This is a genomic window from Dactylosporangium sp. NPDC005572, assembly GCF_040605515.1.
Taxonomy (GTDB): domain Bacteria; phylum Actinomycetota; class Actinomycetes; order Mycobacteriales; family Micromonosporaceae; genus Dactylosporangium.
This window is the reverse complement of sequence record NZ_JBEXCY010000053.1, coordinates 48383-60035: the sequence shown is the minus strand read 5'-3', so window position 1 is coordinate 60035 and position 11653 is coordinate 48383. Positions and strand designations below refer to the sequence as shown.

General features: G+C 70.8%; 13 protein-coding genes, 1 pseudogene and 1 riboswitch. Of the genes and pseudogenes, 10 read left to right on the top strand and 4 right to left on the bottom strand.

From position 1 onward, the window contains the following. The 3 genes and pseudogenes from ABZS66_RS25085 to ABZS66_RS25075 all read right to left on the bottom strand — a co-directional run. Positions 1-413 (bottom strand): annotated as a pseudogene (locus ABZS66_RS25085) (hypothetical protein); the annotation flags it as partial. A gap of 708 nt (positions 414-1121) precedes the next feature. Then, positions 1122-1403: a YiaA/YiaB family inner membrane protein gene (locus ABZS66_RS25080; protein WP_354761546.1), complete on the bottom strand. Its 282-nt coding sequence runs from the start codon at positions 1401-1403 to the stop codon at positions 1122-1124. A 53-nt stretch (positions 1404-1456) separates the two neighbouring features. Continuing rightward, the gene (locus ABZS66_RS25075) at positions 1457-2392 is read right to left on the bottom strand and encodes an AAA family ATPase (protein WP_354761544.1); all 936 of its coding nucleotides are present in this window, start codon (positions 2390-2392) and stop codon (positions 1457-1459) included. Between the two features lie 211 nt (positions 2393-2603). On the opposite strand from ABZS66_RS25075, the gene ABZS66_RS25070 reads away from it, so the two are divergent. The 10 genes from ABZS66_RS25070 (at position 2604) to ABZS66_RS25025 (ending at position 10872) form a co-directional block, all read left to right on the top strand. Continuing rightward, positions 2604-2906 (top strand): urease subunit gamma, encoded by a 303-nt coding sequence (locus ABZS66_RS25070; RefSeq protein ID WP_190258090.1) that lies wholly within the window; start codon positions 2604-2606, stop codon positions 2904-2906. Further along, positions 2903-3208, top strand: coding sequence for an urease subunit beta (locus ABZS66_RS25065; protein WP_354761542.1), 306 nt, complete (start codon positions 2903-2905; stop codon positions 3206-3208). The genes ABZS66_RS25070 and ABZS66_RS25065 overlap by 4 nt, the downstream gene beginning before the upstream one ends. Continuing rightward, positions 3205-4914, top strand: coding sequence for an urease subunit alpha (locus tag ABZS66_RS25060; RefSeq protein WP_354761540.1), 1710 nt, complete (start codon positions 3205-3207; stop codon positions 4912-4914). The genes ABZS66_RS25065 and ABZS66_RS25060 overlap by 4 nt, the downstream gene beginning before the upstream one ends. 7 nt (positions 4915-4921) lie before the next feature. Further along, a complete protein-coding gene (locus ABZS66_RS25055; protein ID WP_354761538.1) occupies positions 4922-5581 on the top strand; it encodes an urease accessory UreF family protein in 660 nt (219 codons plus the stop codon). A gap of 97 nt (positions 5582-5678) precedes the next feature. Continuing rightward, the gene (ureG, locus tag ABZS66_RS25050; RefSeq protein ID WP_354761554.1) at positions 5679-6287 is read left to right on the top strand and encodes an urease accessory protein UreG; all 609 of its coding nucleotides are present in this window, start codon (positions 5679-5681) and stop codon (positions 6285-6287) included. Continuing rightward, the gene (locus ABZS66_RS25045) at positions 6284-6943 is read left to right on the top strand and encodes an urease accessory protein UreD (protein WP_354761536.1); all 660 of its coding nucleotides are present in this window, start codon (positions 6284-6286) and stop codon (positions 6941-6943) included. The genes ureG and ABZS66_RS25045 overlap by 4 nt, the downstream gene beginning before the upstream one ends. A gap of 54 nt (positions 6944-6997) precedes the next feature. After that, positions 6998-7107, top strand: a riboswitch (guanidine-I (ykkC/yxkD leader). Between the two features lie 54 nt (positions 7108-7161). Further along, positions 7162-8274: an agmatinase family protein gene (locus ABZS66_RS25040; protein ID WP_354761534.1), complete on the top strand. Its 1113-nt coding sequence runs from the start codon at positions 7162-7164 to the stop codon at positions 8272-8274. After that, positions 8271-9257, top strand: a complete 987-nt coding sequence (locus tag ABZS66_RS25035; RefSeq protein ID WP_354761532.1) for an ABC transporter substrate-binding protein — start codon at positions 8271-8273, stop codon at positions 9255-9257. The genes ABZS66_RS25040 and ABZS66_RS25035 overlap by 4 nt, the downstream gene beginning before the upstream one ends. A gap of 2 nt (positions 9258-9259) precedes the next feature. Next, a complete protein-coding gene (locus ABZS66_RS25030; RefSeq protein WP_354761530.1) occupies positions 9260-10108 on the top strand; it encodes an ABC transporter permease in 849 nt (282 codons plus the stop codon). After that, on the top strand, positions 10108-10872 hold the full coding sequence (locus ABZS66_RS25025) for an ABC transporter ATP-binding protein (RefSeq protein ID WP_354761528.1): 765 nt from the start codon (positions 10108-10110) through the stop codon (positions 10870-10872). Before ABZS66_RS25030 ends, ABZS66_RS25025 begins: the two co-directional genes overlap by 1 nt. 68 nt (positions 10873-10940) lie before the next feature. Here the strand turns inward: ABZS66_RS25025 and yidD are convergent, their stop codons facing one another. Continuing rightward, the gene (gene yidD / locus ABZS66_RS25020) at positions 10941-11354 is read right to left on the bottom strand and encodes a membrane protein insertion efficiency factor YidD (RefSeq protein ID WP_354761526.1); all 414 of its coding nucleotides are present in this window, start codon (positions 11352-11354) and stop codon (positions 10941-10943) included. Positions 11355-11653: the final 299 nt, after the last annotated feature.

The following is an 11653-nucleotide window of genomic DNA, read 5'->3' as shown; positions in this document are numbered from 1 at the left end:
AGGCCCTGCGGGTAGCCGGTGTTGTTGGCGGCCGGGAACCCGGCGACCGTGTAGGTCGGCGGCACGCCACCACCGCCCGTGGGCGGCTTGGTCGTCGCGCTCTTGGTCGGCGACGCCGACGCCGAGGCCGAGGACGACGGGGACGCCGATGTGATCGGGGTCGCCGAGGCGGTCGGGCCGGCCGACGTCGACGGCTTGCCACTGACCGTCGGACGGGGCTGGGCACCGGTGCCCGGCAGTTCCTTGCAGGCGGTCAGGCCACCGGTGGCCAGGAGCGCCATCGCCATCACGCCGACACCGGCGCGGCGCAGCGGGCTGTGGCCGGCGAACTTCGGCTGGGGGAGCCGGTCGTGCTGGTCGTGCTCGTCGAGCTCACTGTGCGCGACATTGAGCGATGCGTCTTGCGGGTTCATGCTTTGGGAATCCTCCCGGTCAGTCGACATCCGTCAGTCGACGGCCGTTGTGGCCAGTCGGAGCTTTTCGGCGTGAAAGTCGGTTGGTGTTCCGCTCCTTCGACTTCGTATGTCTGCGGGAAAGCGCAGCCGAATTCTCCTCAGGTAATGCCTAGATTGACACACCATGATCGGCTAAATGTGCGTTACCCACAACCTTGCGTAATGATTGCCGGTCAGAAGCATGCCACGGTTCGGTGGGCGAATGAAACCCTGGGACGTGCCGGAAGCACTACCTTTAGTATTCTTAAGTCCGGCCTAAGAAGCAGCACGACTGGAAAGGCCCACGAATCCGTCGGATCGGGCATATCGGCGCGGCCAACGAGTGGCCCAGATCACGCCGACGCCTCCGGCGCAGAAGTGACGATCTTCGCCAGCTTCGCGATGCCGTGAACCCTACAGCTACGTAGCCGTCTGGCCTAGTAGTGGTGGATGTGACGTACCAGACCGCCGACCGCGCATGCGTGCCGCTATGACCGGCTTGTCCAGAGTGTACGGGAATATCGGGCAGGGCGGGCAGGGGGGATTTGTGCGGTACGAGATAATTCGCTGGCCGTGCGGAGCGTGGCGCCGCCGAGCGGCGGACGGCCGCCAGGGGTGGTAAGACATTCCCTTGCCGGTGTGTGAATCGCACAGCCGGCGCATCGGTAATGCGCCGAGGAATAGCCCTTACGTGCGGAATGGGTCGTGTTCGGTGAGAATCCGGTCGAGCCGTGCCTGGTCCACGCGTTGCACCACCGACTCGGTTTCCTGCCGGTCACGGATGCATTTGGCGAGCGTGAAGGCCGACGTGACGGTGTAGAGCACCCCGATGGCCAGAAACGCGCGCATCCACCCGTCGACGGGCAGATATGCGATTCCGGCGGCGACGCCGGCGAGGGCGACCGCGAACGACAGCGCGGACTGCAGGAAGAATGCGGCGGTGGTCTTCGGTGGCACGGGAGTCGTCATGCGCACCAGTCTCGGGCGGCCGGCTTCCGGACCGCCTGAGTAGGGGTACTCAATCAGTACCCGGCGTGGACCTCGGGTGGGTTGTGCGCCGGCACCGGCAGCTCGATCTTGTGCAGCCGCTCCCACGCGTCGACGACGTCGCGCGTGACGTGGGCACGGAAGTAGTCGTCGGCGTTGTGCCGGTTGGTGACGGGCTCCTTGCCCTCCGCGAGCAGGCTGGCCGGGACCAGGCGGAGCCCGGCCTGCACGGCCGCGCTGAGCCGGCGGTGGCCGTCGATGACGTAGTAGTCGGGCCCGGAGTGGCCGACGGTCAGCGGCTCCATCGCCTCGGGGACGGTGACCCCGTCGGTCGGCGCCGGGAAGTCGAGCTCGCGCGTGGGATACACCCGCATGGGGTCGAGCAGCAGCAGCGGCGGCTTCTCGCCGAGGATGTCGGCGCCGAGCCGCCCCTCGAAAGCCGCCTGCACGAGGTTGACGATGTCGTCCGGCCGGGCCCGGGTGCTGTCGCACACCAGGTCGTAGTTGCGCAACCGGAACTTGTCCGCCCCGTAGCGGGTGAGGAACCGCATCCGCTCGCTCTCGCTGCGGCTGCGCAGGTTGGTCTTGGCCTCCTCGAGCGAGGAGTAGTTCTCGACCTCGCTGTGCGGGCGGGCGAGCACGCGGCGGGCGGCCTCGTTGGGCTCGGTGACGAGGTGCACCTTGAACGCCTCGTGGAAGAAGAACCACGCGAGGCGACTGTCGACGATGAGCTGCTCACCGGACTTCGCGATGTCGGACTGCAACTGGTCGACGGCGCTGTCGATCGCGTCGTCGAGCTCGGCGTGCAGGTTGAGCTGGAGCGCGGTCATGCCGCGGCGCTGGGCCATCTCCCGGTACATGTCGCCGACGCTGATCCGGCGCAGACCCAGCCGGCCGGCGAGCTCCACGGAAACGGTGCTCTTCCCGCTGCCCAGGTCGCCGTTGATGACCACGGACCGGTGATTGCTCATGCCGCAACTCTCTAGGTGATGGGGCCCTGACCATGAGCTACAGCCCACCGGGCCAGTCCAGGGCTGGAGCCTAACACGCGCTGGTTGCACGCCTTTTTGTTCCGTTCCCCCGCAGGATGCCCCCGGCGGACACCCGGTGCGAGGTGTAATCGGGGTGAAACATCAGGGTGACACCATCCCCGCCACTACCGTCCCGACGGGAGGACCCGCGTTGTTCCTGAGCCGCCACGAGCAGGAGCGCCTGTTGATCCACGTCGCCGCCGACGTGGCGCAGCGGCGCAAGGACCGAGGGCTCAAGCTCAACTATCCCGAGGCCGTCGCCATCATCACCGCCTTCCTGCTCGAAGGGGCGCGCGACGGGCGGACCGTGGTCGACCTCATGGAGGCCGGCCGGCATGTGCTCGGCCGGGACGACGTGCTGGAAGGGGTGCCCGAGATGCTCGTGGAGGTGCAGGTGGAAGCCACCTTCCCGGACGGCACCAAGCTGGTGACCGTCCACCACCCGATCCCGTGATCCCCGGCGAGATCGTGCCCGGCGACGGGCCCGTGGTGATCAACCAGAACCGGCCGGAGCTGCGGCTCAGCGTCAACAACACCGGCGACCGGCCCGTGCAGGTCGGGTCGCACTACCACTTCGCCGAGGCCAACGACGCGCTCGACTTCGACCGCGAGCGCGCCTGGGGGCACCGGCTCGCGGTGCCGGCCGGGACGTCGGTGCGTTTCGAGCCCGGCGTGGCCCGGGAGGTCGTGCTGGTGCCGCTTGCCGGCCATCGGATCGTCCCCGGGCTGCGGGGCAAGGCTGGAGGACCGCTGTGACCGAGCTCGACCGCCGCCGGTATGCGAACCTCTACGGCCCGACGACCGGGGACCGGGTGCGGTTGGCCGACACCAACCTGTTCATCCAGATCGAGCACGACCACTGCGTGGGCGGCGACGAGGCGGTCTTCGGCGGCGGCAAGGTGATCCGCGAGTCGATGGGGCAGTCGCGGGCGACGCGCGCCGAGGGCACCCCGGACACCGTCATCACCGGCGCGATCGTGCTCGACCACTGGGGCATCGTGAAGGCCGACGTGGGCATCCGCGACGGCCGGATCGTCGGCATCGGCCGGGCCGGCAACCCCGACACCATGGACGGCGTGGACCCGGCGCTGGTCATCGGCCCTTCGACCGAGGTGATCGCCGGCAACGGCCGGATCCTCACCGCCGGCGCCATCGACTGCCACGTGCACCTCATCGCGCCGCTCATCCTGGAGGAGGCGCTCGCCAGCGGTATCACCACCATCGTCGGTGGCGGCACCGGGCCGGCCGAGGGCAGCAAGGCCACGACCGTCACGCCCGGCGTGTGGCACCTGGCCCGGATGTTCGAGGCGCTCGACCCGTGGCCGGTCAACGTGCTGCTGCTCGGCAAGGGCAACACCGTCTCCGAAGAGGCGATGTGGGAGCAGCTGCGCGGCGGCGCCGGCGGCTTCAAGCTGCACGAGGACTGGGGCACGACGCCGGCCGCGATCGACGCGTGCCTGCGGGTCGCCGATGCGTCGGGCGTGCAGGTGAACATCCACACCGACACGCTCAACGAGGCCGGGTTCGTCGAGGAGACCCTGCGCGCGATCGCCGGGCGCTCCATTCACGCATACCACACCGAGGGCGCCGGCGGTGGGCACGCGCCCGACATCATCACGGTCGCGTCGCACCCGAACGTGCTGCCCTCGTCGACGAACCCGACCCGCCCGTACACCAGGAACACCCTCAGCGAGCACCTCGACATGCTGATCGTGTGCCACCACCTGAACCCCAGCGTCCCTGAGGACCTCGCGTTCGCGGAGAGCCGGATCCGGCCCTCGACGATGGCGGCCGAGGACCTGCTGCACGACCTGGGCGCGATCTCCATCATCGGCTCCGACTCGCAGGCGATGGGCCGGGTCGGCGAGGTGGTCCTGCGCACCTGGCAGACCGCGCACGTGATGAAGCAGCGGCGCGGCGCCCTGCCGGGCGACGGGCCGGCCGACAACGAGCGGGCGAAGCGCTACGTCGCGAAGTACACGATCTGCCCGGCCGTCGCGAGCGGCATCGACCACGAGGTCGGCTCGGTGGCGGTCGGCAAGCTGGCCGACCTGGTGCTGTGGGACCCGGCGTTCTTCGGGGTCCGCCCGCACGTCGTCATCAAGGGCGGCGCGATCGCCTGGGGCGCCATGGGCGACGCCAACGCCTCGATCCCGACGCCGCAGCCGGTGCTGTCCCGCCCGATGTTCGGCGCGTACGGTACCGCCGCCCCCGCGACGAGCCTCGCGTTCGTGGCCCAGGCGGCGCTCGACGACGGGCTGGCCGACCGGCTCGGCGTGCGGCGGCGGCTGGCCGCGGTCGCCGACACCCGCACGAAGGGCAAGGCGGACATGCCCGGCAACGACGCGCTGCCCAGGATCGAGGTCGAGCCGGACACGTTCACGGTCCGCATCGACGGCGAGGTGGTCGAGCCGGATCCGGTCACCGAGCTGCCGATGGCGCAGCGGTACTTCTTGTTCTAGGAGGACCGTGCGCGCGTTCACCCAGCTGCTGATCCTGGCCGACGGCCGGTTCCCGTCGGGCGGCCACGCCCACTCGGGCGGCCTGGAGGCGGCGGTGCACCACAAACGGGTGCGCGACCTGGCCGACCTCGAGGCGTTCCTGCGCGGGCGGCTGCGCACCGCCGGGCTCGTGGGCGCGGCGTTCGCGGCCGCCGCCTGCGCCCGGCCGTCCACGATGGCCGAGCTCGAGGACGAGCTCGACGCGCGGACCCCGTCGCCGGCCCAGCGCCTGGCCGCCCGGCGGCAGGGCCGGTCGCTGATCCGGGCGGCACAGGTGGTGTGGCCGGGGGAGCACGTCGCCCGGGCCGCCCGCACCAAGGTCTCGCAGCCGATCGCGCTCGGCGTCGTGGCCGACGCCGCCGACGTGACGCCCGGCGAGGCGGCGCTGCTCAGTGCGTACCACTCGATCTCCGGCCCGGCGAGCGCGGCGGTCCGCCTGCTCGGGTTCGACCCGTACCGCGTGCACGGCCTGCTCGCCGCGCTCGGGGACGACTGCGACCAGGTGGCCCGCGAGGCCACCGCGTACATCCGTGGGCCCGCGGCGGACCTGCCGGCGGCATCGGCGCCGCTGCTCGACATCTCCGCCGAGGACCACGCCGCATGGGAGGTAAGGCTCTTTGCCAGCTGAAGCGCACGACCACGAAGCAAGCGACCACGGGCACGCGCACGGGCCCGACGAGGTCCCGCACACCCATCCGCACCCGGACGTCGACCCGCACGCGCCGCTGCACAACGGCGAGCGCGCGCTGCGGATCGGCATCGGCGGGCCGGTCGGCTCGGGCAAGACCGCGCTCGTCGCCGCGCTGTGCCGCAGCCTCGCGGACGACCTGCGCATCGCGGTCGTCACCAACGACATCTACACCACCGAGGACGCCGACTTCCTGCTGCGCAACGGCGTGCTGCCGGCCGAGCGGATCCGCGCCGTCGAGACCGGCTGCTGCCCGCACACCGCGATCCGCGACGACATCTCGGCCAACCTCGACGCGATCGAGGAGCTGGAGGAGAGCCTCGGCCCGCTCGACGTGATCCTGGTCGAGAGCGGCGGCGACAACCTCACCGCGACCTTCAGCAAGGGCCTGATCGACCAGCAGATCTTCGTGGTCGACGTGGCCGGCGGCGACAAGGTGCCGCGCAAGGGCGGCCCGGGCGTGACCAGCGCCGACCTGCTGGTCATCAACAAGACCGACCTCGCCCCGCTGGTCGGCGCCGACCTCGGGGTCATGGCGCGCGACGCGGCCGCCCGCCGCGGCGACCTGCCGACCGTGTTCCTGTCGCTGGCGGAGGACAAGACCGCCGCCCCCGTGCAGGACTGGATCCGAAGCCTGGTGCGGTGAGGGCCGCCGCGCGGGTCGTGGCCGAGAAGGGCGGGCGGCTGACGGTCCTCAAGGGCGAGCCACCGCTGCTGCCGCGCCGCACGGGCTCGAACGAGGTGCACTTCGTCGGCGGCGCGGCGGGCCCGCTCGGCGGCGACGAGCTGAGCATCGAGCTGGAGGTCGGCCCGGGCGCGCTGCTCGTCGTGCGCACGGTCGCGGCGAGCATCGCGCTGCCCGGCCGCGACGGCGCCTGGTCGCGGCTGTCGATCCACGCCGCGGTGGCCGGCACGCTGCTGTGGCTGCCCGAGCCGACGATCGCCGCCGCCCACTGCCGCCACCACACGGAGTCCACAGTGGACCTGGCCGGGGACGCCGTGCTCGTGTGGCGCGAGGAGGTCGTGCGCGGGCGGCACGGCGAGCGCGGCGGCGAGGTGCGGCTGAGCACCACGGTCCGCCGCGACGGCCGGCCGTTGCACCGCGGCGACGTGACCCTCGAGGACAATCCGGCCGTGCTGCAGCACCGGGTCTACGCGAGCCTCGTGACGACGAGGACCGCCGATCACAAGGTCCCCGAGATCATGCCGCTCGCCGCCGGCGGCACGCTCGTGACGGCCCTCGGCGACGACCTCGCGACGACCCGCGCGATCACCGACCTCCTGGTTACAGCGCCGCAATAGACGAGCAAAGTGGCAGTAACGGCGCGGGCGTCTACTCGCATCGACTCACCGATGGTGAGGCGCGCCTAGGGTTCCGCGCTTCTGGGCAGGAGCGGCTGGTCCGAGAGGTGCAGGCGCCCCGCGCATCAGGGGGCGTTCCACGGCGGGACAAAAGCCCGGGAGACAGCCGAAGCTTCCGGCTGCTCGCGGCCGGACAGCCAACCCGGAAGGGACTGTCTGTGGGTCTGTTCCACAACCACTACGGGCCGGAGGCCCGCTACGCCGTCGAGCGCGAGGCCGAGCTGCCGACCACCAAGTGGGAGGAAGAGGTGGCGCGCGGGCTGGAGCTGGGCCTGCCCGGGGCCGACTCCATCGTCGACAAGCGCATCCCGACGTTCTCCCGCGGCGAGCTGCCCCACTTCGCCGGCATCAACACGTTCCTCAAGGCGCCGTACCTCGAAGACGTCCGCCGCTGCGGCGAGTACGACGTCGCCGTGTTCGGCGCGCCGTTCGACGGCGGCACGACGTACCGCTCCGGCACCCGCTTCGGCCCGCAGGGCATCCGCAAGATCTCCGCCCTCTACGGCCCGTACAGCTTCGAGCTCGGCGTCGACCTGCGCGAGTCCATCACGATCGCGGACCTGGGCGACATCTTCACGATCCCGGCCAACATCGAGAAGACGTTCGACCAGATCTCCAAGGCGGTCGCGCACGTCTACGAGTCGGGGGCGTTCCCGGTCGTGCTCGGCGGCGACCACTCGATCGGCTACCCCACCGTGCGCGGCGTCGCCCAGCACCTCCAGGGCAACCTCGGCATCATCCACTTCGACCGGCACGTCGACACCCAGGAGACGGACCTCGACGAGCGGATGCACACCACGCCGTGGTTCCACGCCACGGACATCCCGAACGTCCCACCCAAGAACCTCGTGCAGATCGGCATCGGCGGCTGGCAGGCGCCCCGCCCGGGCGTGAAGGTCGGGCGCGAGCGCGGTACGACCATCATGACCGTCACCGACTGCGTGGAGATGGGCATCGAGGCCGCCGCGGAGAAGGCCCTCGAGGTGGCCTGGGACGGCGCCGACGCGGTCTGGCTGTCGTTCGACGTCGACTGCCTCGACGCGGCGTTCGTGCCGGGCACCGGCTGGCCCGAGCCGGGCGGGTTCCTGCCCCGCGAGGTGCTCAAGTTCATCCAGCTGATCGCGGAGAAGCCCCTGGCCGGCATCGAGGTCGTGGAGTGCTCCCCGCCGTACGACAACGCGGAGATCACGGCGCTCATCGCGACCCGCGTCATCTGCGACACCCTCGGCTGCCTGGTGCGCGCCGGCCATCTTCCCCGGAGGACCTCATGAAGCGTCGTTCGCTCCTGCTCGGCGCCGCGGGCGCCGCCCTGCTCGCGGCCTGCGGTGACGACACGTCGGACGCAGCCGCCCCCGGCACCGTCACCCTCGGCTTCTCCGCCTGGCCGGGCTGGTTCCCCTGGCAGGTCGCCCAGGAGAAGGGCCTCTTCGCCAAGAACAACGTCACGGTCGAGCTGAAGTACTTCGACAGCTACACCGACAGCCTCAACGCGCTGGCGACCGGCAACCTGAGCTGCAACAGCCAGACCCTCAACGACACGCTGTCGTCGGTGTCCGGCGGCTCGAAGCAGACGATCGTCCTCGTCAACGACAACTCGACCGGCAACGACCAGATCATCGCCGCCCCCGGCATCGCCACCGTCGCCGATCTGAAGGGCAAGAAGGTCGCCGCCGAGCAGGGCACCGTCGACCACTACCTGCTGCTGCTCGCGCTGGAGAAGGCCGGGCTGACGGAGAAGGACGTGACGTTCACGCCGCTGCTCACCGACGCCGCCGCGGCCGCGTTCGTCGCCGGGCAGGTCGACGCGGTCGGCGTCTTCGCGCCGTTCACCACCACCGCGCTCGGCCGCTCGGGCAGCACGGCCATCGCCACGTCGAAGGACTTCCCGGGCGCGATCCCCGACACGCTGTCGTTCCAGTCGCAGTTCGTGCAGGACCACCCCGACCAGGTGCAGGCGGTCGTGCAGACCTGGTTCGACACGCTCGCCTGGATCGCCGCGAACAAGGCCGAGGCGGTGAGCATCATGGCGAAGAAGGGCGGCGTCTCCGACGCGGACTACCAGACGTACGACGCCGGCACGACCATCTTCACCAAGGAGCAGAACCTGGAGGCCTTCGCGGCCGGCACCGACGCGAAGCACCTCGACTTCCAGGCGAACAAGATCGCCGAGTTCCTGGTGAGCACCAAGCTGGTCGACGCCAAGCCCCCGCTCGACGGGCTCTTCGAGCCCAAGTTCGTGAAGGCCGTGAAGTGACCGTGACCGCCGCCAAGCCGTCCACCCGGGCGTCTTGGCGGCCCCTGCCCCGCCGGCGGCCGATCGGGACGCCGCGGGCGGTGTTCGCGATCCGGGCGCCGCTGTCCGCGGCCACGCGGGCCGTGCTCGTCACGCTGTCGGTTCTCCTGCCGCTGGCCGCGTGGCTGCTGCTCGGCGCCTCCGGCGCCGTCGACCCCCGGTTCCTGCCCACACCGCAGGAGGTGTGGAGCGCGGGGCTGGACATGGCGGCGAGCGGGCAGCTGTGGACCGACACGTGGGCCACGGTCGAGCGGATCCTGTACGGGTTCGGGCTGGCCGTGCTCGTGTCGGTGCCGCTCGGCATCGCGATGGGCAGCTTCACCGCCGCCAACGCGGTGCTGGAGCCGCTGAGCGGGCTGCTGCGCTACCTGCCGGCGGCGGCGTTCACCCCGCTGCTGCTGATCTGGCTGGGCATCGGCGAGCCGCCGAAGGTGGCGCTGATCTTCCTCGGCACCGTGTTCTTCAACATGCTGATGGTGGCGGATGTGGTACGCCTGGTGCCCCGCGACTTCCTGGACGTGGCCTACACGCTCGGGGCGCGCCGCCGGGAGGTCCTCGCGAAGGTCATCGTCCCGCACGCGCTGCCCGGCATCATCGACGCGGTGCGGGTCAACTTCGCGGCCGCGTGGAACCTCGTCGTGGTGGCCGAGCTCGTCAACAGCGAGACCGGCCTCGGCAAGCGGATCCTGCTCGCGCAGCGGTTCACCCAGACCGACAAGATCTTCGCGATCCTGGTCGTCATCGCGGTGATCGGCGTCCTCACCGACGTCCTGCTGCGCCTCGCCCGCAACCGGATCGGACGGTGGGTGTGATGCTGACGCTCGACGGCATCGGCCGTACCTTCGGCGCCAAGACCGCACTCCAGGACGTCTCACTGTCGGTCGGCCCGGGCCAGTTCGTCTGCGTGGTCGGGGCTTCCGGCTCCGGCAAGTCCACGTTGCTGTCCATCGTCGCCGGCCTGGTCGCGCCCTCGTCGGGCACGGTGACGCTGGACGGCGCGCCGGTCACCGGCCCCGGTCCGGAGCGCGGCCTGGTCTGCCAGTCCGGCGCGGTCTACCCCTGGCGCACCGTCGAACGGAACATCGCGTTCGGCCTGGAGCTGCTGGGCCTGACCCGCTCGGAGCGCAAGGCCCGCGTCGACTGGTACCTCGCCGAGACCGGCCTGGAGCCCTTCCGCCGGTCGCTGCCGAAGCAGCTGTCCGGCGGTCAGCGGCAGCGGGTCGCGATCGCCCGGGCCCTCGCCTGCGAGCCGGGCGTGCTGCTCCTCGACGAGCCGTTCGGGGCGCTCGACGTGCAGACCAAGGAGGACATGCAACTCTTCCTGCGGCGGGTCTGGCGGGACACCGGCACGACGGTGCTCATGGTTACCCACGACGTCGAGGAGGCCGTGTTCCTCGGCCAGCGCGTCGTCGTGCTGGCCAGCGACCCCGGCCGGGTGGCCGCGGACGTGGCCGTCGACCTGCCCGACGACCGCGACCTGGGGGTCAAGCGGGAGCCGCCGTTCCTCGCCCTGCGGGCACAGGTCGAGGATCTCGTCCGCTCCTACCATCGTCGTCATGCGGGCGCCGTCGCCTGACCCACCGCTCTTGATGCATCAGTGTTGATGCATCAAGGCTGATGCATCAACGCTGATGCGCTGCGGGCCTACGGCACCGGGTCGTGCGTCCCGCGCGGGGTCGACGGGTTGCAGCGCCTGATCCGGGCCGCGGTCAGCCGGGAGCCCTCCACCAGCCCGTATCGCTGGACCGCCTGCATGCCGTAGGCGCTGCACGACGGGATCTGCCGGCACCGGGTCGGCAGGTGCGGGGAGAGCCAGCGCTGGTAGCCCCGGATCGCCGCCATGCCGGCCCGGCCCGGTCCGCTCGCCGATGCGCGGGGCGGCCGGGTCGGCGCGGCGATCGCCATCAGGCTCAGCAGCGAGCCCAGCATGAACGGGTTGCAGTCGCAGTCGCAGAAGTCGAGATCGCCGCAGTCGCACCAGTCCCGCTTGCGCTTCTTGTTGTGGTGGCGCTGCTGGCGGCGGTGGCGCCGCATTGCGAGGAGATCGCCCAGACCCATGCGCCGCATTGTGGGCGGGTGTCCGGCGGGTGATCAAGGCGAGGTCGGAAGGTGGACAAACGGCAACGCACCCGGATGCTCGACTTCGTTCGGGTGGCCGGGAATGTCCGGACAGTCCCGGACACCCGAACGAAGTCGAACAACCGAGTGCGTCAACTCGTGAAACCCCCCACAACCCACGAGCAAAGCCCGTGGAGCGAGGAACAGCATGCGTTGAGCAACGGCACATAGGGGTGTGAGGTGCGAACCCCTCCCCAGCAGAGCCGCGGGCGAAGCCCGTGGAGCAAAGGTGCGTCGCG